This window comes from Halomonas sp. AOP7-E1-9 (genome assembly GCF_052376035.1).
Lineage (GTDB): Bacteria > Pseudomonadota > Gammaproteobacteria > Pseudomonadales > Halomonadaceae > Vreelandella > Vreelandella citrativorans.
On the sequence record NZ_JBQSVC010000033.1, the window covers coordinates 1 to 26,034 of the forward strand.

Below are 26,034 nucleotides of genomic sequence, written 5' to 3' on the forward strand. Positions count from 1 at the left end.
TTGGGTTTTGCATTATTTAAACGAACGCGTAATCAGCTTTCACCCACATCCGAAGCATTTTTATACCACGCCTCTGTCTTAAGGCTTATGGCGAGTATTCGAGATACTCAGAAAGATGCGGATGCAATTTCCAACAATCAGCTGGGCAGTATTGTCGTCGCTGCTCAACCCATTTTTTGCGATACCTTTTTACTCGACGTTATTAAGCGCTTTAAACAAAAACACCCTAATGTAGGCGTGCGATTGATTGATGCAGGTTTACAAGAGTTGCTTAAAATGATCGACAACAATACCTGCGACGTAGCATTGGGAATTACGCTTGAAGCGGATACCTACGGCGCAAAGGTCACAAGTCTGGCGCGCTGTTCTGCGCGCTGCATCATGCACCGCACCCATCCACTCGCGGAGCAGGACGTTATATCGCTGTCTAGTTTGCAGAATCAGGCATTTGTTGAGCTGATGGCAGATAGCCCTCTGCGTGCCCGTGTGGATTACATGATGCAAACAGTGAATATCAAAAGACATATGGCGGCTGAAATGCGCCATATGCGAGGGGTGTGTGCATTGGTTGACCGAGGACTTGGCGTCGCCGTCATTGATCCTGTTGCAGAACTACTGCTGCCGGGAACAGCCGTCGTGTCAAAGGCGATGGAACCCACCATCGAATGGGAAATTGCCTTGCTTAAATCTAAACACAAGCCGTTAAGCAACGTAGCCGAATCCTTCTGCGAAGAAATATACGCCGAAATCGATAGCTTGCATAAAATGGAAATATTAACGTCCCTTAATGTAAAAAGGGAAACATAAAGCAGTAAAGGGAAATATAGGGCAAAGAGAAGCCACTGGCGGGGCACCTGCCGACGTTTTATGGGAAGCATCACTTGCCCAATGTTACGCCTGGCAGGCGAAGGTGGCCGAAAGCAGTAACTTACGCCTCGCGCCGATAAATCAGATCCCACACGCCGTGGCCCAACTTCTCGCCACGGGCTTCAAACTTGGTCAGTGGGCGGAAGGCGGGGCGGGGTACATAGGGCGCCGTGTCGGCATCGGCTGTGTTGGCGTAGCCGGGAGCGGCTTCCATTACCTCGGCCATCCATTCGGCATACGCTTCCCAGTCGGTCGCCATGTGGAAGGTGCCGCCGGGTTTTAAGCGTGTACGAATCAGTTCGACAAACGCGGGCTGCACAATGCGCCGCTTGTGGTGCTTTTTCTTCGGCCAAGGGTCGGGGAAAAACAGCTGCACGGTGTCGATTGAGCCTTCCGGCAGGCACTTCTCCAGTACGGCCAGCGCGTCTTCCTTGTAGATGCGCAGGTTGGTCAGGCCGCGCTTGTCCACTTCATCCAGCAGCTTGCCGACGCCCGGCGAATGTACTTCGATACCGATAAAGTCGGTGTCCGGGTGGGTTTCGGCCTGCTCGATCAACGAATTACCCATGCCAAAACCGATTTCAACCACGCGGGGGGCTTCCCGGCCAAATAGTGCGGTCAGGTCCTGCAGGCCGTCGTCAATCGTTAGGCCAAAGCGTGGCCATACGTCTTCAAGGCCCCGGTTCTGGGCTTGAGTCATGCGCCCAGCACGGATTACATAGCTTTTAATACCGCGACGATGCAGCGGCGCTTCAGCGCTTTCTGGCCCGGTTGAGGACTCGTCGGTACTTTTAATATCAGTCATAAGATCTCTTAACCGTTAATGCGGCCAGCAAAAGGTGATGAAGGGTCTGCCGTTTGGCGGCGCGGCATGCGCCCGGCCAGGAAAGCATCGCGCCCGGCTTCTACGGCGCTCTTCATAGCGCGCGCCATGCGCAGCGGTTCACGAGCGTGGGCAATGGCGGTATTCAACAGCACGCCATCACAACCCAGTTCCATGGCCATGGCCGCGTCGGACGCCGTGCCGATACCGGCATCCACCAGCACCGGTACGCTGCTTTGTTCCACAATCAGGCGCACGTTGTGTGGGTTCTGAATGCCGTGGCCTGAACCAATCAGCGAGCCCAGCGGCATGATGGCGCAGCAACCCATGGCTTCAAGCTCACGTGCCACAATGGGGTCGTCGCTGGTGTACACCATGACGTCAAAGCCATCGGCCAACAGCGTTTCGGCAGCCTTTAACGTTTCGACGACATTGGGGTAAAGCGTGGTCTCATCGCCCAGTACTTCCAGTTTGACCAACTTGTGGCCATCCAGCAGTTCGCGGGCCAGGCGACAAGTGCGCACGGCGTCTTTGGCGGTGTAGCAGCCTGCCGTGTTGGGCAGCAGGGTATAGCGCGACGGCGAAATCACGTCGAGCAGGTTGGGTCCGGCTTCCTGGCCTAGGTTGGTACGGCGTACGGCAAAGGTCACAATCTCGGCGCCGCTTTCGGCAATCGCCGCACCGGTCTCGTCGAAGTCTTTATATTTGCCGGTGCCGACCAGCAGGCGAGAACTAAAATTACGTCCGGCGATAGTAAACGGCGCATCGTTTTGAAGTGTCATAGCGAATCCTGGATAAAGCGCAAGAAATAGGGCGTAGCCAGTGGAAGAATCATGAGAGCTGCGGGCTAGCCACCGCCAATGGCGTGCACCACTTCAACCTGGTCATCCTCGGCCAAGGGAGTGATCGCTAGCTGGCTGCGTGGCACAATCTCTTCGTTGATCTCTACCGCGACCCGCCGACCCGTAAGCGCCAATTGATCGATTAGATCCGCAGCCGTCAGGCCCGCTTCCAGCGCGTAAGGCTCGCCATTGAGTTGAATTTGCATAAGGGCGTCTCGTCTATCGAGGCATGGGGTCTATAAGAGTTAGGGCTAACCCTAGCGAAATACCAAAAAGTGCCTCTATTGTAGCGGTTTCCTGCGGCGCAAGGTATGCCGAGTCGTACGCGTGCTTACACAGGCGCGCTAACACCTTGAAAGGAGCAATAATGCAACGTAGCGAACGAATCATTTGGTGCCTGGTAGCGCTCTCTGGAGCTATCACGGTCATGGTGGGCGCGTATGCTGCTCATGGTCTGGCCGCGCGAGTATCGGCGGAGTTGGTGCACGCGGCCGAAACCGGCGTGCGCTACCAGGCCTGGCACACACTGGCGATAATGGCGGTACTGGTCGGTCAGCGTGTGTTCGGTTTCAAGGGCTGGCAGTGGCCAGTTGCGCTGTGGGGCTTGGGAATCGTGGGCTTCTCCGGCTCGCTTTATGCCATGGCGATGGCCGGTTTGAATGCAGGCATCGTGACGCCTATTGGTGGCGTTTTACTGATTGCCGGGTGGCTGATGCTGGCGGTAGCGGTGATCAGAAGCCCTTAATCAAGAAGCCCCGGTAGACTTTTTACGGCTGACCTTTAAGCCGCCCAGTGCTTTTACGCACGATCAAGTGACTACTTAGCGTCTGATGCCGAATGGGCTGCTCGCCGCGCAAAAGGTGGAGCAGCAACTGCATGGCCTGCTGGCCGATTTCATTGCGCGGCTGGCTAATGGTCGTCAGTTCCGGGTCGCAGTATTCACTCAGGCCGATATTATCGAAGCCGACAACCGACAGCTGGTCGGGCACGCTAATACCCAACTGGCGGGCGGCTTTCAGCACACCAACCGCCATCTCGTCACTATGACAAAAAATTGCGGTGGGTCGGGGCGTTTTCCCCTCCAGCAGGGCTAGCCCCTGCTGATACCCGGAGCGAAAGCCAAAGTTACCCTCTGCAATACGCGCTTCATTGCTCAATTGATGGGCCGCGAGCGTATCGCGGTAGCCGCGGTTTCTCTCCTCGCAAATAGGGTTGTTCGCCGGGCCGGAAAGCGTGGCAATACGTCGGTGGCCGAGCGACACCAGGTAATCAATCGCCTGACAGCTGGCTTGATGGTTGTCGATAGCAATTAACGGCAGGTCGATATCGCTAAAAAATTCACACGCCATGACCAACGGAAAGTCCGCTTGATTATCCGCTTGCTTGACCAGCGCTTTGGGAATCTCGGAGGTCAACAGCACAATACCATCGGCCTGGTTGGTGGAAAGCAGCCGAAAGTAGGCCTCAGCACGCGCAGGGTCGTGTTCGCAGTCGCCAATCAGTATCTGATAACCCGCCTGATGGGCAACATCCTCCATGCCGCTAATAATCTCGGAGAAGAACGGATTCGAAATATCCGGCAAGAGCGCCACGATGGTTTTGGACTCCGCGCGGCGCAAGTTGCGTGCGGCAATGTTGGGCGAATAGCCCACCTGAGCAATTGCCTGATTCACCCGCTTGCGAGTGGCATCGCTGACTTTTTCAGGCGTTGCCAGGGCGCGTGATACGGTCGCTGTCGAACAGCCCGCCGCTTTCGCCACGTCTTTAATCGTCGGCACGCTATGCGGCTGTTTGCTCGTTACCTGGGTGTTAAGCATTGAACGATGGTCCTGAAAAAACGCGCCTGAAAGTGGGCGGTTAAAGACAGTGTTGGCGCACTACTAACTAGAATGTAAATGTTTACATCCAAATTCTAGCAGTGTTAACCACAATATATAAACGCATCCTTACTATTAGCGCGTTAATTATGCGGCTATTTATTCCCTCTTTTTATTTATTCTTTAGTCTAAAATATAAGCGCTTACCGAGAGGTTTAAGATTTAAAGCCCTTTTACAGCAGTGCGTTATCCATTTTATATCCCCCTTTTTGACGCGCTTGACCGATGTGCGTTGCTCTGCTGAAATGTAATCCATTACATTGTGTCTTTCAGCACTGATTGCTGACGCCAAAACAACAAAACAAATGAGGTCGATGATGAAGACCCTTAAAGGGCCCGCGCTCTTTCTAGCCCAGTACATTGGTGACGAGCCGCCTTTCGATAGCCTGGAAAATATTGCTCGCTGGGCATCGGAGCTGGGCTTTAAAGCGCTGCAAATGCCCACGCTGGATAAGCGGTTTTTTGATCTTGAACGAGCGGCAGAAAGCCAGGTGTATTGCCAGGAAGTCCAAGCGCTTCTAGCGCAATATGACTTGGAAATTTGCGAGCTTTCGACGCATTTGCAGGGCCAATTGGTGGCCGTGCATCCGGTTTATGACAGCCTGTTTGATGGCTTCGCCCCGCCTGAACTGCACGGCGACCCGGTCGCGCGCCAAGCCTGGGCTGTCGAACAGCTAAAGCTTGCTGCCCAGGCCAGCGCCAATCTGGGTTTGAAGGCCCATGCCACGTTCTCCGGCTCGCTGCTTTGGCCGTTTCTTTACCCGTGGCCGCAGCGCCCCGCAGGGCTGGTTGAAGAGGGTTTTGCCGAGCTTGCCAAACGCTGGCGCCCTATTCTGGATGCCTTCGATGCGGCGGGTGTGGACTTATGTTTTGAGATACATCCCGGTGAAGACCTGCACGATGGCGCGACCTTTGAGCGTTTTCTAGCCGCAGTGGACCATCACCCGCGCTGCTGCATGCTGTATGACCCTTCGCACTTAGTGCTCCAGCAGCTTGATCACCTTGCCTTTCTTGACCGCTATCACCCCTATATCCACATGTTTCATGTCAAGGATGCCGAGTTTCATCCTACCGCCCAGCAGGGCGTTTACGGCGGCTACACTTCTTGGGTCGAGCGGGCAGGCCGCTTTCGCTCCTTGGGCGACGGGCAGGTGGATTTCAAAGCGGTGTTCTCGAAACTGGCCCAGTACGATTTTGATGGCTGGGCAGTCATCGAGTGGGAGTGCGCGCTCAAACATCCTGAGCAGGGCGCGGCGGAAGGCGTCACGTTCGTGAACGAGCACATCATTCAGGTGACCGACCGCGCGTTTGATGATTTTGCCGATACCGGAACGGATCGCCAGGCCAACCGCACGCTGCTGGGCCTCGGTTAAATTAACGCTCAGGGATTACTTCATGACAATAATCAATAACACGCCGCGCAGACTTCGCCTCGCCATGATAGGCGGCGGCCAGGGGGCTTTTATCGGCGGTGTGCACCGTATGGCGGCGCGCCTGGACGACCGTTTTGAGCTGGTAGCCGGGGCTTTTTCATCCCAGGCCGAGCGCAACCTGGCGACCGCCAGCGAGTTAGGTATTGATGAGCAGCGTTGCTATACCGACTACGCCGCGCTGTTGGCAGGCGAAGCCGCTCGTGAAGATGGTGCGCAGGTCGTGGCGATTGTGACGCCTAACCACCTGCATTACCCGGCGGCGCTGGCAAGCCTGGAAGCGGGCTTTCACGTGGTGTGTGAAAAACCCATGACGTTCAGCGTTGAGGAAGCCGAACAGCTGGCGCAAGCGGCTGAGAAAAGCGCTCGCCACTTTGTATTAATGCACAACTATGCGGGTTATCCACTGGTTCAGCATGCCCGTGAACTGATTGCCGAAGGCGTGCTGGGGCAGCTTCGCCATGTACAGGTCGAGTATATTCAGGAGTGGTTAAGCGAACCCCCGGAAGCTGATAACCGCCAGGCTGCCTGGCGGCTAGACCCTGCTCAGGCAGGGGCGGCGGGCTGCTTGGGTGATATTGGCGTGCACGCGTTTCAGTTGGCCCAGTTTATAAGCGGCCAGCGCGTCAGTGAGGTCAGCGCTGAGCTGGTGACCGCCGTGCCGGGGCGGGCGTTGGACGATAACGTTCAGGCGCTGCTGCGCTTCAATGGCGGTGCGCGAGGCATGCTGTGGGCAAGCCAGACGGCCGCTGGTTATGAGAACGCGCTAACCATTCGCATCATCGGTGAGAAAGCCAGCCTGCAATGGGCTCAGGAGCAGCCCAACGAGCTGTGGCTGAAACCGCTTAATGGGCCAAGCCAGCGCTTAACGCGGCGCGATGACTGGCTAAGCGCGAATATCGCTCAAGGCGTGCGTGTGCCGGGCGGGCATCCGGAAGGCTACATTGAAGCCTTTGCCAACCTGTATCAGGCGCTGGCCGATGGGTACACATCAGGCGAGTACCCATCCTGGTTGCCCGGCATTGAAGACGGTGTGGATGGCATGCGCTTTATTGCCGCCGCGATTACCTCACACGAGGCGGAGGGTAGCTGGACGCCGCTGCATCTGAGTAAAGCGTCAGGCGCTTCTGGGGGCGCCCCATGAGTGAGCCTATTTTAAAGCTTGAAGGGATCGGTAAAGCCTTCGGCCCCGTTCAAGTACTGAATGATATTTCCCTTTCCGTTATGCCGGGCGAAGTGCTGGGTATTCTGGGGGAAAATGGCGCCGGAAAATCCACTCTGTTAAAGATCATCAGCGGTATTTACACGCCAACGGTGGGTGCGATTCACCTGAATGGCCAGATATTCAGCGCATTGGATCCGATTACGGCGCGTTCTCACGGCGTGGCGATGATCCCCCAAGAATTCAATTTAATCCCCACGCTGCGTGTTTACGAAAATGTCTTTCTCGGCCAGGAAGTACGCCGTCATGGTTTTCTTGACCACGCAGGCATGCGTAAACGCACCCAGCAACTGCTCAGCTCGCTAGAAGTGGACCTGGACCCTGAACTTCCCATCGAGCGGCTAAGCGTTGCCCAAAAGCAGATGGTAGAAGTGGCCAGGGTGCTGGTTAACGACGCGCGACTGCTGATTCTGGATGAGCCCACCACGGTGCTGACCGACCGCGAAGTCGCAGTGCTGTTTAACGTGGTGCGCGCGCTGGTCGCCAAGGGCGTCACGATTCTGTTTATTTCTCACAAGCTAAAAGAGGTCAAAGACCTCTGTGACCGGCTGCTGATTTTACGGGACGGCCAACAAGTAGAACTGTGCGAGACCGCGGCGCTTAATGAAGAGGACATGGCGCGCAAAATGGTTGGGCGTGAGCTGTCACAAATTTACCCTGAGAAGCTTGCGCAACGTGCTGACAATACGCCGCCCGCGCTGCGTGTGCAGGGTTTAAGCCTTAAAGGCAAGCTCAAGGACATCAACCTTGAAGTACGCCGTGGCGAAGTGTTGGGACTTGCCGGGTTAGTAGGTGCGGGGCGCACCGAAATTGCTGAAACCATCATGGGGCTGCACCGTAAAGAGCAGGGCGAGATATTTATCGATGGCGAGCTTGTTGATCTTCGGTCACCCAGCGAAGCCCACGCCCACGGCTTGGCGTATCTGTCGGAAGACCGCCAGGGTAAGGGGCTGATTCTCTCGTTTAACGTCATGCAGAACATTACCGCCCTTAGCCTGAAACGCTATGTGCGCGGGTTTATCAAACATCGCGCTGAACGGCGTCAAGCTGAACATTACCAGCAGCGCTTGGCCATCAAGGCATCCAACCTCGCGGCGCCGGTGAGCCTGTTGAGCGGTGGTAACCAGCAGAAGGTTTACTTCTCGAAGCTGCTTGATATTGAGCCCGATATCCTGATGCTCGATGAGCCCACCCGCGGCATCGACATCAGCGCCAAACAGCAGATTTACCGGTTGATTCGCGACCTTACCGAACAAAATAAAGCTGTTGTCGTGATCTCCTCTGAGCTTGAAGAGGTCATTGGTATTGCGGATCGGGTGTTAGTGATTCGCGAGGGGCAAATAGCCGTTGAGCTTAACGGTGACGAGATCAATGAAGAACAAATAATGCTGTATGCCGCTGGCGCACGGCAGCACGCCAACCGTGAACAAGTGGGGAATCAAGATGGCTCAACCGCCTAATACCAAGACAATGGGGAGCGTTGCACGCCAAGGCCTGCGCAGGCTGCCCCTTAACGCGACGATTCTGGCCCCGCTGGTGGCGCTGATTTTGCTGTTCGTGGTGTCGTCCATCGCCAGCGAATATTTTCTTAATACGCGCAATATTTCCAACGTAATGCGCTAGGTCTCCTATACCGGCATTATCGCTATCGGCATGACCTTTGTGATTATCGCCGGCGGGATCGATCTGTCGGTGGGGTCGATGGTGGCGCTGGTGGGCGTGGTTATCCTGTATATCGTCAATAGCATTAGTGACCCCATTCAGGCGGTGCTTCTCGGCCTGTTGGCCGCTATCGCTGCGGGCGGGTTGTTAGGGCTATTCAACGGCCTGTTAGTCACCCGAGGGCGCATAGCGGCCTTTGTGGTAACGCTTGCCAGTATGTCGATTTTTCGTTCGCTGGCGCTCTACTTCACCGATGCAGCAGTGGTTTCTACCCCCAATCCGCACTTCTCAAGCGTGGGCGGCGGCTTTTTGCTGGGCATTCCGGTTCCGGTGATCGTGTTCTTTGGTTTGGCGATCATCGCTCATGTGTTGCTGTTTCATACCCCTTACGGGCGGCATGTGTGCGCGGTGGGCGCTAATCCTCAGGTAGCACGCTATTCGGGCATCCGGGTTGAGCGCATTGTGCTCTCCACCTTTGTGATTGCGGGCATTTGCGTGGGGCTTTCGGCCATCATGCTGACCTCGCGGCTCAACTCGGTAAGCCCGAGTGATGCGGGCTACTTTTATGAGTTGGATGCTATTGCCGCCGTTGTCATAGGAGGCACGGCGCTTTCCGGTGGGCGCGGCTCGATATGGGGCACGGTCATCGGCGCGCTGATTCTAGGCATTATCAACAATATGCTTAACCTGACCGGCGTTTCCCCTTATTTGCAGGGGCTGGTCAAGGGCGGCGTCATTTTGCTGGCGGTACTGCTGCAGTACAAGCGTGCCTGACTTGTAAAAGCGGACGTTAAAAACGGTCTTTTCGGTCGCTATGCCCAAACAGGGCCGACGATCACACTGGGCGGGGTTGGCTCGCCCATCCACGATGTACGTTAGAAAGGGAGCAATAACAATGACACTATCACGCCTTTTCAAGACTGCCGCGCTGGCAACGGCCATAGCGAGTACGTCCAGCCTGGCGCTGGCCGATGACTACCATATTGGCGTCACCGTGCCGTCCGCTGACCATGGCTGGACCGCAGGCCTTTTATGGTGGGCACAGCAAGCCGCCAACGACCTAAGTGAGGAGTATCCGGATGTCAGTTTTACGGTACTTTCCGCCAACTCCGGCACGGCCCAGGTCTCTAACGTGGAAGATTTGATGATCCGCAACCTGGATGCGCTGGTCATTCTTCCCCACGACCCGGCAACGCTTCAGGCGGTTATTTCTGAAGCCTACGATGAAGGCATCTATACCGTTGTGGTGGACCGCGAGCTTGAAACGCCTGCGCAAAACGTCTTTATTGCGGGCGATAACCCAGGCTTAGGCGAGCACGCCGCGCGTTATATCGCTGAAGAGTTGGGCGGCGAGGGCAATATTCTGGTGCTGGAAGGCCCGCCCATCCCCATCAACAGCCAGCGTGTCGATGCCTTTAACCGGGTGATGGAAAACTACCCCAACATCAATATCCTGGCCTCTCAAACGACCAACTGGAACCCACAGCAGGCGCTTAGCGTAACGGAAGACCTGCTGGGCAGTAACCCGGAAGTAGATGCCATTTGGGCGGGTGACGATGACGTATTGATCTCGGCGCTTCAGGCGGTTGATGAAAACAACCGCGACGATATCCAACTGATTGTGGGCGGTGGCGGTTCTCAGCGCGTGATTGAAATGATCCGTGACGAGCACCCGATGGTTAAAGGCACCGTTACCTATCCGCCGAACATGATTGCCTCTGCCATGGCGCTAGCGGTACACGGCGTGAAAGGCGAGCATCTGGGCGATATGTACCACGGCGTACCTTCACGGCTCATCCTTAACGCTGACCTGATCACCCTCGACAATGTAGAAGAGTACTACGAGCCAGAAGCCGCTTACTAAGCGTTCTAGCCGCCAAAACGCCCCGGGCCCTGGCTTCTTGATAGCCAGGGCCCGGGGCGTTTTTTTGCAAGCTATTCTCTACGATCGCTGCTTACCCCGTTTGTCGGCTGCTACGTAGCGGGCAAGGCATAGCTTGCGGTGACGTGCACAACTGGGCGGCGTTCATCGGCTGCGGAGAATATCTGCACTTCACCCACCGCTAAACGGCGGCCCAGCTTGATCAGTTTAGCGTGGGCGATAATGTCGTGTTCGCCTGAAGCTGCGCGCAGGAAGTGACAGTTTAAGTCGCTGGTCACCGCCATGGGTTCAGGGCCGATTTGAGCAAGGATCGCCACATACAGCGCCACATCGGCAAAGCCCATCATCGTAGGGCCGCTTACTCGGGGGCCGGGGCGCAGGTGTTCATAACCTACCTTTAAGCGCATCGTGGCACACATCTCGCCTACGCTTTCAACTCTGCCCATTCGCTGGGGAAACACCTCATCCAGAAAGTGCTCGATCTGTTCGACAGTCATGATGGTCATTGTTGTTGTCCTTCATAAAAAAGCCCCAAGGCATATGCCTTAGGGCTAGTTGTACCATAAAACGAATTTACTTCGCTTTATGCACCTGGCGCCACTCGTGAAGGAGCGGCTCGGTGTAGCCCGACGGCTGTACGCGGCCTTTGAAAATTAAATCCGATGCTGCCTTGAACGCGGTGGAGTCCTCAAAGTGACTGCTCATCGCGGTGTAAGTGGGGTCGCCTGCGTTTTGCTCATCGACCACTTTCGCCATGCGTTTGAGGGTTTCCTCTACGCGCGGCGCATCGACAATGCCGTGATGCAGCCAGTTGGCAATATGCTGGCTGGAAATACGCAGCGTGGCGCGGTCTTCCATCAGGCCTACATCGTGAATATCCGGCACTTTGGAGCAGCCCACGCCGTGCTCTACCCAGCGTACCACGTAACCCAGAATGCCTTGGCAGTTGTTATCCAGCTCTTGCTGAATCTCGTCATCTGACCAGTTAGGGTTTTCCGCCACTGGGACGCTGAGTAAGTCGTCCAGGAAGTCGGGCTCGCCCAGCGCTTCAAGCTCGCGCTGAACGTCGGTGACATTTACCTGATGATAGTGCAACGCATGTAGGGTAGCGGCCGTGGGTGAAGGTACCCAAGCGGTGTTGGCACCGGCTTTTGGATGGCCGATTTTCTGTTCCAGCATGTTGTGCATTAAATCGGGCATAGCCCACATGCCTTTACCGATCTGGGCGCGACCGCGTAGACCGCAAGCAAGGCCTACTTGTACGTTGCTCTTCTCGTAGGCGGTAATCCACGCGGCGGATTTCATGTCGCCCTTGCGGACCATGGGGCCTGCTTCCATGGCGGTGTGCATCTCATCGCCGGTGCGGTCCAGGAAGCCGGTGTTGATGAACGCCACGCGTGAAGAGGCCTCGGCAATACACGCCTTGAGGTTGACCGTGGTGCGGCGCTCTTCGTCCATGATGCCCATCTTTAGGGTGTCGCGGCTCATGCCAAGGATATCTTCTACGCGGCCAAACAGTTCGTTGGCAAATGCAGCCTCGGCAGGACCGTGCATCTTCGGCTTGACGATATACACCGATCCGGTGCGCGAGTTACGCGGCTGGTCGGCATCTTTTTTAAGATCGTGCAGGGCCAGCAGCGAGGTAACCACGGCATCGAGAATACCTTCCGGCAACTCGTTGCCCTCCTCATCCAGAATCGCGGGCGTGGTCATCAAATGGCCCACATTACGCACAAACATCAGCGAACGGCCGGGTAGGGTCACCTTGCCGCCTTCGGTGGTGTTCCAGGTGCGGTCAGCGTGCAGCTTACGGGCGAAGGTTTTACCGCCCTTGTCGATGTTCTCTTCCAGATCGCCCTTCATCAGGCCGAGCCAGTTGCTATAAACGCCTACCTTGTCTTCGGCATCCACGGCAGCCACGGAGTCTTCGCAGTCCATAATGGTGGTGAGCGCGGCTTCAACGACGACGTCTTTTACGCCCGCCGGGTCAGTTTTGCCAATGGCGTGACTGGCATCGATCTGGATTTCCAGGTGCAGGCCATTATTGGCTAGCAGAATCGTCTCAGGAGCGGACGTTTCACCGGTAAAGCCAATCAGCTTGCCGGAATCTTTTAGGCCTGTTTCCCGGCCGCCTTCCAGCGTAACGACCAAATGACCGTCACGAATCGCGTATTTAACTGCGTCGCGGTGGGAACCGGTGGCCAAGGGCGCCGCACGGTCCAGAACGCCTCGCGCATAGGCAATGACTTTAGCGCCGCGCTTGGGGTTAAAGCGTGTGCCTTTTTCCGCGCCGTCTTCCTCGGAAATAGCGTCGGTGCCGTAGAGCGCGTCATAAAGACTGCCCCAGCGCGCATTCGCCGCATTCAGGGCATAGCGGGCGTTACTTACCGGCACCACCAACTGTGGACCTGCCTGTATGGCAACTTCGCGGTCGACATTGGCGGTGGTCGCTTTTACGTTGGAAGGCAGGTCGGCCAGGTAGCCGATCTCTTTCAAAAACGCCCGGTAGGCTGGCATGTCGCTAACGGGGCCGGGGTTCTCACGATGCCATGCATCAATTTTTTCTTGCAGCGCATCACGCTCTGCTAGCAATTGTTTATTTTTTGGGGTCAGATCATGGAACAGGGCATCGACACCGGCCCAGAAGGCGCTTTCATCAACGCCCGTGCCAGGTAGTGCCTGCTCGTTAATAAAGCGGTCCAGCTCGGTGGCCACCTGCAAACGGTGGCGCGTGATACGCTCGCTCATGGGGTTTCTCCTGTGAAGGTGCCCGTGGGTGGTGAATGGCCACGGCCAGAGTAAAATAAGCGCAAAATACATTTATGGAAAATACTTCCACAACTGTGCAGGCATGTAAACAGCGTAGACGTTAAAGCGGCACAATGCTCGACCAAATGATAAGAAAACAGGGCGCTCATAGAGAGGTTTGGATGCAGGATTTCCAACAGATGGAAAGTTTGTTTCGGCAAACGGCAGGCGAATCAGTCTTTTCCCGATTAGTGCCGGGTGAAGCGCTGTGGGACGTCGTGAAGGGCTATTTTCTGCATTATGGTCTGGAAGCACTCTTTGAAAGCACCGATGAGGTACATGCAGGCTTTATCGATACCGGCCGCTTTGCCTTGTGGTGCCAGGTATGGAGCCCACCCAATCCATCAGGCACAGCCTTTGTGGTGCACGGCTACTTTGACCATTTAGGCCTTTATCGTCACCTGTTAACGCACCTGTTGGCCAAGGGCTGGCGGGTAGTGCTATGGGACCTGCCGGGTCATGGGCTTTCGAGCGGCCCGCGCGCAGAAATTGAAGATTTTGACGACTATCAGCACTGCCTTACCTACATGCAAAACACCCTGATCACGCTAGGCATAGCTCCCAGGCCGTGGTTGGGTGTTGGGCAGAGTACCGGGGGTGCGATTCTTGCAACCGACGCGCTCACCCGGCGCGAAGAGGCCGGTTGGGATGGCCTAGTGCTGCTCGCGCCGTTGGTACGCCCTTGGCGGTGGACTCAGGCGAGTTGGATGCACCTTATCGCTAGCCCGTTCTTAAAGGATATTCCGCGTAAATTTCGGCCCAACTCAACCGACGAAGCGTTTACCGAATTTCTGCGTGATCACGACCCACTGCAGCCCGAGCGCTTAAGTGTGGCGTGGGTAAGTGCCATGCGGCGCTGGATGCCACGCCTGCTAGCGCTTGAGTCTGTCGACGTGCCAACATTGATTTTGCAGGGTGAGCAGGATTTAACGGTTGATTGGCAGTGGAACCTGACCGTTTTAGCACAAAAATTTACCGCTGCCGAGATTCACTACCATCCGGAAGCACGCCACCATTTAGTTAACGAAGCAGAGCCGATTCGCGAGGCCTTGTTTAGCGCTATCAACACGTTTATTGACCAGATGCCTGGCGGGCCGCATGAGCCTGTCGAACCCTAAATAGCCTGTTACTAAGGAGCCCAATCGAATGAGCGTAGTACCCAAGGTATTAGTATTTGCTGGAAGCAGCCGCCAGGATTCACACAACAAACAGTTGGCGCGGCTGGTTGCCAAGCGCATTGAGGCATTGGGCGGCGTGGCCACGTTTGTGGATTTGAAAGACTACCCGTGCCCTCTGTTTGATGAAGATATTGAAACCCAAGGCGTTCCGGAGAACGTGCTTAAACTGCGCGAACTGCTGGCTGATCACCAAGCGCTGTTTATCGCCTCGCCGGAATACAACGGCTTTATCACCCCGCTTTTGAAGAACACGCTGGACTGGCTGTCTCGCCCTTATGAAGACACGCCGGGCCTGGCACTTTATTCAGGCAAGTGGGCTGCGCTGGTGTCGGCCTCGCCTGGTGGGTTAGGCGGCATTCGTGCGATGCCGCTGGCCCAACAGTTGCTCGCCAATCTAGGCTTGATCGTACTGCCCCAGCCCATGTCGCTCTCCAAAGCGCACACCGCTTTTGATGAAGCGGGCACGTTTATCGAAGAAGCCAATAGCAAAAAACTGGATGCGCTCTGCCAGCGGCTGGTGGATATGCTGGCGTGTACGCGTCGTTAAAACTGCATCGCGAAGCGCCTTAAGGGGCACTTTGATGGCGGGGCCTGGCGTGGGGCCGTTGCGTCACGCCAGGCTCCCATCTGTGCTACATTGCCCGTGTATTCCTATACTCGACTGATATTGTTTGAACGGATATTAATGCGATATGGTGCAGGGCTTCTTTTTATTGAAAGCGGCTGTTAACCATAGTAATAGTGCCAATATTAAGGCGTGAACCATCATAATAGCGATTGTTACCCCCGCCCAGCCCCCGGCGCTATAAAGCGTCGCGGAACATATTGCCCCTAGCGCTCCTCCTCCGTAGTAAAAGAAAAGGTATACACCGCTGGCAAAGTTGACCGGTACTTTACGCACTTGGCTTAGCATTGCCGTCGTTAAAGCTTGCAATAGATAGGTAGCTATTGAGAAGAGAAGTACACTAAAAATGACCAGGTAATAATTCTTCGTCATTAGAAGCATAGAACCCCAAAGCAATGCCAGTAAAATTATAAAGAGCAGCGTCTCGTTCTTAGATGTATACATCGTTGGTACGGTGATAACTGCAATTATTGCAGGTAAACAGGCTAGATAGATAAGCCCTATTTCTCCAGCCGTTTTACTGTAGGGGGGATAAGATAGTGCGATGCCTAAAGCAGTAAAGACCGAGCTTTGTGTAAATAAAATCCCGAAGCCTATGCTGTAGATCATTATAAGCGTTTTATCAGACAGTGCGTGCCTAAGTTGTGTTAAATAAAATATTTTTTCGTCATCATTGTTAGTCGTTGCGGTAATGGTGTTAACGTGTTTTTCATGCGCCATGATGAGCAAGGCTAAAAGTAGTAGCCCTGCACAGGATATAAAGCCCCACTGCCAGCCCATAGTGTCGATAGCGAAGGCAGGATAAAATCGGCTCAATGTGCTGCCCATGATTGTTCCAGTAACATAGCAGCCAATCCACTTAGTGCGCCTTTCCTTACATTGCGCCTGACCTATTATCGTCATTCCAGACGTCAGGATGCAGGGCAATATGATACCTTGGAAAAAGCGTATGAGAAAAAGAGTTTCCAGCGTTGTACTTATAGCTATACATGCATTAAGGGTTATTAATGTATAGAGTCCAAAGATGATTGTTTTTCTGGGAGGCAACTTATAGGTTAGTTTGCTGGCAAAGGGGGCGCATAGCATCATGCCAAAGAGACTAGCCATGCTTAGCCATCCCGCTTGGGATATTTCTACAGCATATCGAGCTGCCAGCCAAGGATAAATAGCTTGAGTTTGGTATAAGTTAAAGAATGCGCTAAATGATGCTAATGTTATAAAAATGCGCATAATTTAAAGCTCTGTTTAGAAGTTCTATTAAGCTATATAAGTTTTTGTTTAGATGGAATGTCTTTTTTTATCTCACGGTGAGTGGTTTTATGTTTGAGCTTAAACAGTTACGTTATTTTGTGGCAGTAGCAGAGGAGCTTAACTTTAGACGGGCGGCCGAGCGTTTACACATAACTCAGTCGCCACTTAGTCAAACAATAAAAAATTTAGAAGAGGTGCTAGATGTAAAGCTATTTTTAAGAAATACGCATGGGGTACAGCTAACGCGTGCAGGTGAGGTTTTCTTGATAGAGGCGATTAATCTTTTATCATCGGCAAGGCAAAGCCTGAGCCTTGTTCGACAAGCTGATGCCGGTGAAGCCGGTTCTCTCCACATAGGTTACTCTGCGAGCGCTATTTTTTCGCCAGTGTTTACCTCCGCGCTGGCCACAGTGCTTGAAAAAAGGCCTCATCTTACACTTCAGCTTCATTACGGAAATGCGCTTGACCACCTTTCCTCGCTGCGTTCGGGCCATCTGGATGCGGCTGTTTTAAGAGCAGATATACCTGAAACGGCTACCAAGGGCTTGAGAAAACATCTCTTGGGAGAAGAGCCACTTTATGTCCTCATCCATCCAGACCACCATCTTGCCCAAACCCATCGACTCTTTCTTAAAGACTTGAGTAACGAGCGATTACTTTTACAACCTGCCACCCAGCAAACCTTTCTTCGACGTCAGATCGAATGCTTGTCAGAGAGTGCCGGGCTATCATTGGCGAATGCTTTAGAGGTGCCTGATATTTCAAGCATGCTTTGCTTCGCCATGGCCAGGATTGGCATAGCCGTGCTGCCTAAGAGTGTGGCTGAAATTTCGTCCAGTTTAGTCGCAGTCCCCTTGGCAGATATTGCATCCAATTGCCCGCTTATCCTTGTTACCGCTTCTGAAAGCCCTGTTGTAGTAGCACTGGAAACGTTGATTGATAAGAAGTGCCTGGATTTTTCGCTGCCAGGTAAGCAATGACATACCTATAATTTGATGACCTGACAGGCAATGCCTAATTCAGAGAACTATATACGCTGCTCAGCCACTTCATTAAGCACCCTTCAACAGCCTATCCAGCTGCCGATAGCCAATGGCCTCGATCAGGTGTGCTTGGGAGGGCTTGGGCTCGCCCTGTAGATCAGCCAGCGTCAGCGCTACGCGTAGCACGCGGTGGTAGGCGCGGGCGGAGAGCTTGAGTTTTTCCAGAACGCTGGCAAGCCAGGCGCGCTCTTCATCGTCAAGTGCGCAGGCGGCTTCCAGGGCTTTACCGCTTAACTGGCTGTTGAGTGCGCCGCGCGCCATTTGGCGCTCTCTTGCGGCCATAACGCGCTCGCGCACTGCTTCTGATGATTCGCCCTGAGTTTGGGCGGTCAACTGCTCGGGCGGAAGCGCAGGTACTTCGACCTGTAGATCAATACGATCCAACAGCGGGCCGGAAAGCCGCGCCTGGTAGCGCTGAATCTGACTAGCGGTGCATTGGCAACGCTGGCGTGGGTCGCCCAAATGCCCACAAGGGCAAGGATTCATGGCGGCTACCAATTGAAACTGAGCCGGGTATCGGCGTTCGTGGCTGGCCCGGGCCAGATGTATTTCGCCTGTCTCCAGTGGCTGGCGCAGAACTTCTAGCACGTTGCGGGAGAACTCCGGCAGCTCGTCTAAAAAAAGCACACCGTGATGGGCAAGCGAGATTTCTCCTGGTTTGGGTTTTGAGCCACCGCCCACCAGCGCAGCGGCGCTGGCGCTATGATGCGGTTGGCGAAATGGGCGCTTGCCCCAGTCAGCATCCAGCGACAGCCCACATACCGAGCGCACGGCGGCGACCGCCAAGGCGTCTTCTTCTGAAAGCGGCGGTAGAATGCCCGGCAGGCGGCTGGCCAGCATGGTTTTACCCGTGCCAGGCGGGCCTGCGAACAATAAATTGTGGCCTCCCGCCGCGGCGACTTCCAGCGCGCGACGCGCCTGTTGCTGGCCGCGTACATCGGCTAAATCGGCCATTGGCGTGGTGGTTTTTACTGAGGCGGGTAGGCGGTGGGGCAGGATTTTCTCCTGCCCAAGTAGGTGAGCAACGACCTGCCAAAGCGTATCCGCTGGTAGTACCGGTAAGTCACCGGCTAGTGCGGCTTCGTCGGCGCAGGCGCGAGGAATGATCAGAGCGTTTCCGGCCCGGCGCGTTGCCAGCGCGAAAGGAAGCATACCGGGTACGGCGCGCAGCTTGCCGTCCAGCGCCAATTCGCCCGCGCACTCCATGCCTTCTAGCGCGTCTACTGGAATCTGGCCTGAGGCCGCAAGAATGCCGAGTGCGATGGGCAAATCGAACCGGCCTCCCTCCTTGGGAAGGTCCGCAGGCGCCAGGTTGAGCGTAATGCGCCGGGTGTTGGGAAAATCAAACCCGGCATTAACCAATGCGCTACGCACGCGTTCACGACTTTCCTTGACTGCTGTTTCGGGTAACCCAACCAGCGTAAGCCCCGGTAAGCCGTTGGCAAGATGTACTTCTACATGGACGGCTGGTGCATCCAGGCCCACGCCCGCACGCGTGGCCACAATGGCTAAGGTCATTCCGCTTCCTCGCTTATTTCCTAATTCTACTTGACGTTAGCGGTTAACTTAACGCAACTAAGAAAACTTTGATAGCAGGCAGGGTTTTCAGCGTTATGATTTTGGCGGGAATATGACGCGAAGTGCGAACGTCATTTCTAAGGAGTGGGCTGGTTGTGGCGGGAAAAGTCATCCAGGGCGGTAGCCAACACACGGGCAAAGCGCTGGGCTGAGGGCAGTGCGCCAAAGCTCCATACGGGTGGCAGGCGCAAAAAGTTGCCGCTTTGCACAACGGGCAGCTGTTGCCACAGGCCACTTTCTGCCAGCTCTTCTTCTACGCCCATGGGCACCGGGTCAACAATTACCAGCGTCGCTTCTGAATAGCGGGCAAGCACTTCGATACCTGCTAAGGCGAACCCCCAGGCGTTGGTGGGTTGGTCCCAGGCATTGTCCAGGCCAAGCTGCTCAAGCACCGCATTGTAAAGGCTGTTATCCCCGAAGATCCGCACATGGCGTGCATCCATAAACTGCACCATCAATAGCGGTGCGGTGTCAGGTTGCGCTTCACGTAGTGATGCCATTAGCGTCTGTGTGTCGGCAATTAACTGTTCTGCCTGGGGCTGTCGCTCGGTGAGCTCACCCAGTTGGCGCGTTAATGCCTGGATTTCCTGCCAGGTATCGGCGCCGGGAGAGTAAAGCGGAATGGAGGTTACCGGTGCGATGCGCTCCAGACGAGGCGTGAGTGCAGCAAACATCGGCGAGATCAATATCTGCTCGGGAGCCAGCTGGGCCAACAATTCAAAATTGGGCTGGGTGCGCAGCCCAAGGTCGGCCACACCTTCTGGAAGTCGCGGCTCGCCGACCCAGTCGTAGTAGTCCTTCTGTTGGGCCACGCCGCTGATCGGCGCGTCGATAGCCACCAACGTCTCGGCAATGGTCCAATCCACCGTGGCAAACTGGGCATGGGCGCTGGTAAATGCTAGCAGGCTGGTGAGCAGAAGCGCGGCTCGGGCGAAAAAAAGCGTCACGGTACGGCGCATGAGAAAGAGCCATTTTGAAAGAAGAGCTTTATTTAAACGATAATCTTTCTTGCTTGCAACGCCGTGCAGGCTTGTCGTTAGCTAAACCCCGACGACGTGTGGTTAAACAGGGCGACGGGGCTCAGCGGCTCTCTTAAGTGTTTAGAAACGGTAGTGAACGCTTGCTGTAATCCCGCGCTCAGCGCCAAAGTAGCAGTAATCCAGCGAGTTGCATGACGCTACGTAGGATTTATCCAGTACGTTGTTGACGTTAAGGCGGGTTTCGACGTCGTTAACGCCCACATGGCTGAGGTCGTAGCCGATGGTGGCATCGACCAGCGTGTAGTCGGGTACGCTTTCGGTATTTGCGCGGTCTGCGGCGATATCCGCGTAATGCCTCACACCAACGCCTACATCCACGCCGTTTAGCCAGCCGCTGTTCGCTTCATAATGTCCCCATGCCTGTAGCTGGTGCCGGGGCGAGTAAATCGCATTGTTGCCCTGGTTGCCGTCGTTACTTTTAGCGTAGGTAATATCGGTAAAGCTATAGCCTGCCTGAAGCGAGAGCGTTTCGGTCAGTTGGGTCTGGGCTTCCAGCTCAAGTCCTTGGGATTCAATTTCACCCACGGCGCGGTAAGGGTCAGAGGGCTGCTCTTTGGTGGCTACGTTTTCCTGGCTGATATGGAAAATGGCCGCGCTGTACTGGTTGGCGCTACCGCTGGGTTGGTACTTCACCCCGGTTTCCCACTGCTCGCCTTCCATGGGCGAGAGCAAATCGCCGCTTTCATCCACAAAGCTTGTGGGCGTAAACGCGGTGGAGTAACTCAAGTAAGGCGCTACGCCGTTATCGAATAGATACACCACGCCCGCACGGCCGCTAAGCTGAGTATCGTTTAGTGAGCTTGAAGCGTCGGTATCCTTGTTCGTGTTATCAATGCTTACCCAGTCATAGCGTCCGCCCAGCGTGAAGCGCCAGTTATTAAGCGCAATTTGGTCCTGTAGATAAACACCGGTCTGTTCAATGTTATGTTGTTCCCGAGTAGGGGCATAAAATGCGACGGGATCATCGCCATAAACGGGCTCAAAGGCGTTAATGGGCTGGAAGGCACCGGAAGGCCATGACACGTTGTTTTCGCGCTGCTGGTAGTCCACGCCAAAGAGCAGTGTATGCGCCATAGCAGCGCTATCAAATCGAGCTTCAAGCTGATTGTCGATGGTCCATGCTTCAAGGGACTCGTCGCTGCCGGAGTAATAGCGGGTTAACTCATTGGAAGTGGGCGATGTCCAGCCAAAGCCATATACCTGATTGAGTACTACGTCCGAATTCAGGTAACGCAGCATCTGACGGCCAGTGACCTGGTCATTAAAGCGGTGCTCAAGCGAGTAGCCGAACATACGCTGGGTGCGCTCGTAGGCGTCGTAATCTTCTTCTCCGTCAAAGAAATTATTGCTGATTTTACGCCCATTGCGGGGTGTTACGGCACCTTCATAAGGCACGCCGGAGTGATAGCCGCCTTCAGGTTCATCCTGCAGGTAGGCTTCAACCGTTAGGCTGGTGTCGTCGGTCATGTCCCATGTCAGGCGTGGTGCGATGGCGTAGCGCTGCTCTTCGGCGGACCCGAACTGGGTGTCCGCACCGCTGGCAATACCCGTTAAGCGAAATGCTATGCGCTGCTGCTCGTCAATCGGCCCGGTCAGGTCAAACGCGGCGCTACGCTGATGGTGATTGCCCATCCGTAAGCGCAGCTCGCCGCCTTGCTCAAACGCTGGGCGTTTGCTGCTCAGCGCCACCATGCCGCCCGGGGAAGCGCGGCCATAGAGCACGGAGGCAGGTCCGCGAACGACTTCGATGCTTTCCAGAAACCACGGGTCGATACGCATCGAGCTGTGCGAGTTGGCATCGCCCATCACCTTCAAGCCATCCAGAAAGGTGTTGCTTAAGCTGCCGTCGGAAAAGCCGCGCAGCACTAAATAGTCAAAGCGGTTTGAAGCGCCCACCTGATTGGAGTAAACCCCTGGCGTATAGTCGGTCGCGCGCTGGACGGTGGTGACGCCACGCTCCTCCATCTGCTGCTGAGTAATGGTTGACACACTTTGCGGGGTCTCGATAAAGGGCGTTTCGACTTTGGTAGCCGCCTGCTGAGCAGTGACGGTGACCGTCGTTAACTGCTGGGCATCATCCGGTGATGGTTGGGCATAGGCAACAGTTACCGAGCCCCCTGCCAAGGCAATGGATAATGCAAGTTGACGATAGTAAAAGCGGTGTGGGCACATAAACATGACAATAAGTCTCTACTGTTTGTAATAATGAGAATTATTGCTTTTTAAGGGCCTGTTGAGCTATGCCATATGCTAAATCAGCTATGCGTAACGCCAGCGTTGGTGGCGCGCATCTTATGCTCTGGCCTTGCCGATTACTTCTGTGGGCGCGATACCGAAGAGGCGCTTAAAGGCTGTCGTAAAATTGGTGGCATGACGGTAGCCGCAAGTATGTGCTGTCTGTTGAACGCTATAGCCTTTTTCCAGATAGCTATAGGCTTGTTGAAGCCGACACTGGCGTAGATGATCAAAAATTGAGCAACCGTAAAGTGCGCTAAATTTCTGCCGCAAGCTGCTGGGGCTCATCGCTGCGCGACGAGCCAGGTCGCTTAGGCAGTAATCGGTCATTGGGTTATTACTTAGCTCTGTATGCAATTGAGCAAGCTGTTCACGTTCACGGGCCTTCATGCCTCGTGCCGATTGAGGCTCCCTGGCAGGCGGCGTGGGTAAGCCGTGCCCAAGAAGCTGTAGGGCAAGCCCTTGCCAAACTAATGAATGCCGCCAGTGATCCAGTGGCGTCTCGCAGGTCGCGCTTAGTTGAGCAAAAAGTGTGGAAGGTGGCGCCCAGGCATGCAGCTGTGGTGCTTGCGCGCTAGGCAACGCGTTAGGAATCGTGGCCAGTACCGCAATATTGAGAGTACGCAGCTGTGGCTGCGCCGGCTGTTCAACAATCAGCGGTGCCTGGGGGGTAAAGTGAACGCAGAACCCCTGCCCCGCGCCGATGGTTAGCCGCTTCTGGCCTTGGGTAATGTCAATCCAGCCCTCTATAACAACGCTTAGAAACCAGGGTATCGTCTGTGTGGAACGTGAGGCGTAGCGTTGGCGTACTTCAAGGTCGGAGAGGGTGAGATGCAGCGCAGAAGAAAGCGGCAAATCACTCACGCTGCCTTGGGCAATCGGGTCGTCAATTCCCTTACCGGCATACAGGTAATCAATACCGAACGTTTGGCCCAGTTGGCTAAGTGTCGATGGCGTTAACGACGTAAAGGTTGGCATCAATAGGGGCCCTGCGGCTTGGTAATCCAGTGATCAACCCAGCGAGAAAACGCCGCCCAAAAGAGCGACGCTTGAAAAGAGGAGCGGTTCGTGGGTTATCCAGAGAACGCGTAAATCATCGTGATCCTACCATCAGTAGATTAAAACGCAATGATAGGTGTTCTCATTTTGGTGGCGGCAGGCGTTACCAGCACTGTGCTTACGTATCGCTTTTCTTATCGTCGTTCAGTGTGCTGCTGGCAGCCGGTTTTGGGGCAGCGGGCGCATCCGTATCGGCGTTGGGCTGAGCGCTTTCAGTGGCCTTAGTGGCGACTGGTAGGTGCTTCTCAGGCTGACTCGCTTCCATCGTAGCTTCCAACTGCGCTACTTGCCTCTCCAGGGCTTCTACCCGCGAACGCGTGCGCTGTAGAACGTCCATCAGGATATCGAAGTCTTCCCGCGATACGAGCTCCAGCCGATCAAAGGCACCACGAACCACCTGTTGAACGCCTTTCTGAATATCTTCCGGCGCTTGTGACGCATTTTGTAAGCGGTCGCCAATCTGTTGTGCCAAACGGCTAATACGATCCTGGGGCGTCATGGTTCTCTCCTTAAATAATGATGCTTTAAAAGTGGGCACTATTTTAAGGATACGCAACCCGCCGCCAGTACGCATGTATTGCGTATGGCATTGGTGCATTTATTCGTTTATCTCGTTGCCCAGTCATGGTGCGCCAACCGTTCGCGTCGGTTCTTTTTTGGTGCAATCGGTTGCGCCCTACGCCTTTCGCGATCTTAGGGTGTGCGTAAAAGCGCCTTATGTTTTGTTAAGTCACTAAAAATTAATAAGAAATTAGCTAATGGCACGGTATGCGCATTAGTAGAGCATCGCCATTTTCAGCGGCAATGCCGCTAGCTATCTAGCAGGACTTATCCAGCAGGAGAGATATGGGATGAAACTCATCACCGCCATCATTAAGCCATTCAAACTTGACGATGTCCGCGAAGCACTGGCCGACAACGGCGTGCAGGGCATTACCGTGACAGAGGTAAAAGGTTTTGGGCGTCAGAAAGGGCATACCGAGCTCTACCGGGGTGCTGAGTACGTGGTCGATTTTCTGCCCAAGGTAAAAGTAGAAGTAGCGGTTGACGATGCGCGCCTGGAAAGCGTGATGGATGCCATTTGTAATGCCGCTAACAGTGGAAAAATCGGCGATGGCAAAGTATTCGTCACGCCGCTCGACGATGTTATCCGAATTCGTACCGGTGAACGCGGCGTTGATGCCGTTTAAACAGGGGCTTACCGGGCTACTTCGTAGTTCAACGGGGAACTAACAAATGAACGAACTGGCTGATCTGAGCTACGCGCTCGACACGTTTTACTTCTTGATGTGCGGTGTATTGGTCATGTGGATGGCCGCAGGCTTCTCCATGCTTGAAGCAGGCATGGTGCGCGCTAAAAACACCGCTGAAATTCTGACGAAAAACATCGCGCTGTTTGCGATTGCCTGCACCATGTATCTGCTGGTGGGGTATCACCTCATGTACTCCAGCGGCGAAGGCGGCTTCTTGCCAAGCCTGGGCTTTCTGCTGGGTACTGAGAACAGCGTCGATTCAGTGCTGGCGGGTGGCGAAGATGCGCCGTACTACTCCATGCGCGCTGATTACTTCTTCCAGGTTGTCTTTGTGGCTACTGCCATGTCGATTGTTTCCGGTGCGGTCGCTGAGCGCATGAAACTATGGGCCTTTTTGGCCTTCGCTGTGGTCATGACCGCCTTTATCTATCCGGTTTCTGGCTACTGGACGTGGGGTGGCGGATGGCTGAGCAGCGTGGGTTACTCGGATTATGCTGGCTCGGGTATTGTTCACATGGCAGGCGCTGCCGCTGCTCTGGCAGGCGTGCTGATTCTGGGGCCGCGTAAAGGTAAGTACGGTAAAGATGGCGCTATCCATGCCATTCCCGGTGCCAACATGCCGTTGGCAACGCTGGGTACGTTCATTTTGTGGATGGGTTGGTTCGGTTTCAACGGTGGCTCTGAGCTAAAAGTCTCGGATATCGAGTCGGCCAACAACGTCGCCCAGGTGTTTGCCAATACCAATGCGGCCGCTGCTGGCGGTGTGATTGCCGCGCTGGTCCTGGCCAAACTGTGGTTCCGTAAAGCGGACCTGACCATGGCGCTTAACGGTGCGCTGGCTGGCCTGGTGGCGATTACCGCTGACCCGCTCTCGCCAACGGCATTAGGTGCCACCATTATCGGTGCGGTGGGCGGTGCTATTGTGGTCGTAGCGATTGTATCGCTTGATAAGCTCAAGCTGGATGATCCGGTCGGTGCTATTTCCGTTCACGGCGTGGCGGGTATCTGGGGCGTGCTGGCGGTGCCTATCACCAATGATGGCGCGTCCTTCAGTGCTCAAATGATGGGTATTGCGGGTATCTTCGGTTGGGTGTTTCTGACAAGCCTGGTGGTCTGGCTGGTGCTGAAAGCCATCATGGGCATCCGGGTGAGCGAAGAAGAAGAGTATGAAGGCGTGGATATCGCGGAATGTGGTCTTGAAGCCTACCCTGAGTTTAGCGTTAAGAAATAAGCATAATACTAAGCAAGTGAGCTGGCGTGCTCCTTATGGCCTTCCTTTCGAGGAAGGCCTTTTTATTCTCCGCCTGTAGCGGTGTATGCTTAGCACCAGAGGTGGCTGGCTTTCGCCGCACCCAATAG

Annotated in this window: 25 protein-coding genes; 13 read left to right on the forward strand and 12 right to left on the reverse strand. The window is 54.9% G+C overall.

Features of this window, described 5'->3' with window-relative positions:
* A partial coding sequence (locus tag ACT3R4_RS15155; RefSeq protein ID WP_444614773.1) for a LysR substrate-binding domain-containing protein occupies positions 1-807 on the forward strand: 807 nt, incomplete at its 5' end.
* 121 nt (positions 808-928) lie between these two features.
* Here ACT3R4_RS15155 and trmB read toward each other — a convergent pair.
* From trmB to thiS, 3 genes are all read right to left on the reverse strand, one after another.
* Positions 929-1,672 (reverse strand): tRNA (guanosine(46)-N7)-methyltransferase TrmB, encoded by a 744-nt coding sequence (gene trmB / locus ACT3R4_RS15160; RefSeq protein WP_172116864.1) that lies wholly within the window; start codon positions 1,670-1,672, stop codon positions 929-931.
* 8 nt (positions 1,673-1,680) lie between these two features.
* A complete protein-coding gene (locus ACT3R4_RS15165; RefSeq protein WP_087110513.1) occupies positions 1,681-2,472 on the reverse strand; it encodes a thiazole synthase in 792 nt (263 codons plus the stop codon).
* Between the two features lie 65 nt (positions 2,473-2,537).
* Positions 2,538-2,738, reverse strand: a complete 201-nt coding sequence (thiS, locus tag ACT3R4_RS15170) for a sulfur carrier protein ThiS (protein ID WP_193054032.1) — start codon at positions 2,736-2,738, stop codon at positions 2,538-2,540.
* A gap of 161 nt (positions 2,739-2,899) precedes the next feature.
* On the opposite strand from thiS, the gene ACT3R4_RS15175 reads away from it, so the two are divergent.
* Entirely contained in the window at positions 2,900-3,277 is a 378-nt protein-coding gene (locus ACT3R4_RS15175) for a DUF423 domain-containing protein (RefSeq protein ID WP_193054031.1), read from the forward strand.
* A gap of 22 nt (positions 3,278-3,299) precedes the next feature.
* Here the strand turns inward: ACT3R4_RS15175 and ACT3R4_RS15180 are convergent, their stop codons facing one another.
* The gene (locus ACT3R4_RS15180) at positions 3,300-4,349 is read right to left on the reverse strand and encodes a LacI family DNA-binding transcriptional regulator (RefSeq protein ID WP_193057263.1); all 1,050 of its coding nucleotides are present in this window, start codon (positions 4,347-4,349) and stop codon (positions 3,300-3,302) included.
* Between the two features lie 377 nt (positions 4,350-4,726).
* On the opposite strand from ACT3R4_RS15180, the gene ACT3R4_RS15185 reads away from it, so the two are divergent.
* From ACT3R4_RS15185 to ACT3R4_RS15210, 6 genes are all read left to right on the forward strand, one after another.
* Entirely contained in the window at positions 4,727-5,782 is a 1,056-nt protein-coding gene (locus tag ACT3R4_RS15185; RefSeq protein WP_193057265.1) for a sugar phosphate isomerase/epimerase family protein, read from the forward strand.
* Between the two features lie 22 nt (positions 5,783-5,804).
* Positions 5,805-6,983: a Gfo/Idh/MocA family protein gene (locus ACT3R4_RS15190; RefSeq protein ID WP_192526897.1), complete on the forward strand. Its 1,179-nt coding sequence runs from the start codon at positions 5,805-5,807 to the stop codon at positions 6,981-6,983.
* The gene (locus ACT3R4_RS15195) at positions 6,980-8,521 is read left to right on the forward strand and encodes a sugar ABC transporter ATP-binding protein (protein WP_192526898.1); all 1,542 of its coding nucleotides are present in this window, start codon (positions 6,980-6,982) and stop codon (positions 8,519-8,521) included. Before ACT3R4_RS15190 ends, ACT3R4_RS15195 begins: the two co-directional genes overlap by 4 nt.
* Positions 8,505-8,684, forward strand: a complete 180-nt coding sequence (locus ACT3R4_RS15200; protein WP_496203800.1) for a hypothetical protein — start codon at positions 8,505-8,507, stop codon at positions 8,682-8,684. Before ACT3R4_RS15195 ends, ACT3R4_RS15200 begins: the two co-directional genes overlap by 17 nt.
* A gap of 30 nt (positions 8,685-8,714) precedes the next feature.
* On the forward strand, positions 8,715-9,497 hold the full coding sequence (locus ACT3R4_RS15205) for an ABC transporter permease (protein ID WP_496203801.1): 783 nt from the start codon (positions 8,715-8,717) through the stop codon (positions 9,495-9,497).
* A 121-nt stretch (positions 9,498-9,618) separates the two neighbouring features.
* Complete coding sequence (locus tag ACT3R4_RS15210; RefSeq protein ID WP_192526900.1) at positions 9,619-10,587, forward strand: substrate-binding domain-containing protein; 969 nt, start codon at positions 9,619-9,621, stop codon at positions 10,585-10,587.
* Between the two features lie 110 nt (positions 10,588-10,697).
* Here the strand turns inward: ACT3R4_RS15210 and ACT3R4_RS15215 are convergent, their stop codons facing one another.
* The gene (locus tag ACT3R4_RS15215; protein ID WP_193057262.1) at positions 10,698-11,111 is read right to left on the reverse strand and encodes a PaaI family thioesterase; all 414 of its coding nucleotides are present in this window, start codon (positions 11,109-11,111) and stop codon (positions 10,698-10,700) included.
* A 67-nt stretch (positions 11,112-11,178) separates the two neighbouring features.
* Positions 11,179-13,353, reverse strand: coding sequence for a malate synthase G (locus ACT3R4_RS15220; RefSeq protein ID WP_193054026.1), 2,175 nt, complete (start codon positions 13,351-13,353; stop codon positions 11,179-11,181).
* A 182-nt stretch (positions 13,354-13,535) separates the two neighbouring features.
* Here ACT3R4_RS15220 and ACT3R4_RS15225 point away from each other — a divergent pair, with 182 nt between their 5' ends.
* Together ACT3R4_RS15225 and ACT3R4_RS15230 are read left to right on the forward strand one after the other, a co-directional pair.
* On the forward strand, positions 13,536-14,531 hold the full coding sequence (locus tag ACT3R4_RS15225; protein WP_193054025.1) for an alpha/beta hydrolase: 996 nt from the start codon (positions 13,536-13,538) through the stop codon (positions 14,529-14,531).
* 28 nt (positions 14,532-14,559) lie between these two features.
* Positions 14,560-15,138: an NADPH-dependent FMN reductase gene (locus ACT3R4_RS15230; protein WP_172116887.1), complete on the forward strand. Its 579-nt coding sequence runs from the start codon at positions 14,560-14,562 to the stop codon at positions 15,136-15,138.
* A gap of 135 nt (positions 15,139-15,273) precedes the next feature.
* Here the strand turns inward: ACT3R4_RS15230 and ACT3R4_RS15235 are convergent, their stop codons facing one another.
* Complete coding sequence (locus ACT3R4_RS15235) at positions 15,274-16,446, reverse strand: MFS transporter (protein WP_193054024.1); 1,173 nt, start codon at positions 16,444-16,446, stop codon at positions 15,274-15,276.
* Positions 16,447-16,535: 89 nt separating this feature from the next.
* Here ACT3R4_RS15235 and ACT3R4_RS15240 point away from each other — a divergent pair, with 89 nt between their 5' ends.
* Positions 16,536-17,447 carry a LysR family transcriptional regulator gene (locus tag ACT3R4_RS15240; RefSeq protein WP_193054023.1) on the forward strand — a complete coding sequence of 304 codons (912 nt, stop codon included), beginning with the start codon at positions 16,536-16,538 and terminating at the stop codon, positions 17,445-17,447.
* Between the two features lie 72 nt (positions 17,448-17,519).
* On the opposite strand, the gene ACT3R4_RS15245 is transcribed toward ACT3R4_RS15240, so the two are convergent.
* From ACT3R4_RS15245 to ACT3R4_RS15265, 5 genes are all read right to left on the reverse strand, one after another.
* Positions 17,520-19,028: a YifB family Mg chelatase-like AAA ATPase gene (locus tag ACT3R4_RS15245; RefSeq protein ID WP_441678123.1), complete on the reverse strand. Its 1,509-nt coding sequence runs from the start codon at positions 19,026-19,028 to the stop codon at positions 17,520-17,522.
* Between the two features lie 137 nt (positions 19,029-19,165).
* Positions 19,166-20,047, reverse strand: coding sequence for an ABC transporter substrate-binding protein (locus ACT3R4_RS15250; protein ID WP_193054106.1), 882 nt, complete (start codon positions 20,045-20,047; stop codon positions 19,166-19,168).
* Between the two features lie 141 nt (positions 20,048-20,188).
* On the reverse strand, positions 20,189-22,306 hold the full coding sequence (locus ACT3R4_RS15255; RefSeq protein WP_441678120.1) for a TonB-dependent siderophore receptor: 2,118 nt from the start codon (positions 22,304-22,306) through the stop codon (positions 20,189-20,191).
* Positions 22,307-22,420: 114 nt separating this feature from the next.
* Positions 22,421-23,341, reverse strand: coding sequence for a helix-turn-helix transcriptional regulator (locus tag ACT3R4_RS15260; protein ID WP_192527781.1), 921 nt, complete (start codon positions 23,339-23,341; stop codon positions 22,421-22,423).
* Positions 23,342-23,540: 199 nt separating this feature from the next.
* Positions 23,541-23,921, reverse strand: a complete 381-nt coding sequence (locus tag ACT3R4_RS15265; protein WP_172116896.1) for an accessory factor UbiK family protein — start codon at positions 23,919-23,921, stop codon at positions 23,541-23,543.
* A gap of 352 nt (positions 23,922-24,273) precedes the next feature.
* Here ACT3R4_RS15265 and ACT3R4_RS15270 point away from each other — a divergent pair, with 352 nt between their 5' ends.
* Positions 24,274-24,612, forward strand: coding sequence for a P-II family nitrogen regulator (locus ACT3R4_RS15270; RefSeq protein ID WP_172116897.1), 339 nt, complete (start codon positions 24,274-24,276; stop codon positions 24,610-24,612).
* Positions 24,613-24,658: 46 nt separating this feature from the next.
* The gene (locus ACT3R4_RS15275) at positions 24,659-25,906 is read left to right on the forward strand and encodes an ammonium transporter (RefSeq protein WP_193057139.1); all 1,248 of its coding nucleotides are present in this window, start codon (positions 24,659-24,661) and stop codon (positions 25,904-25,906) included.
* Positions 25,907-26,034: the final 128 nt, after the last annotated feature.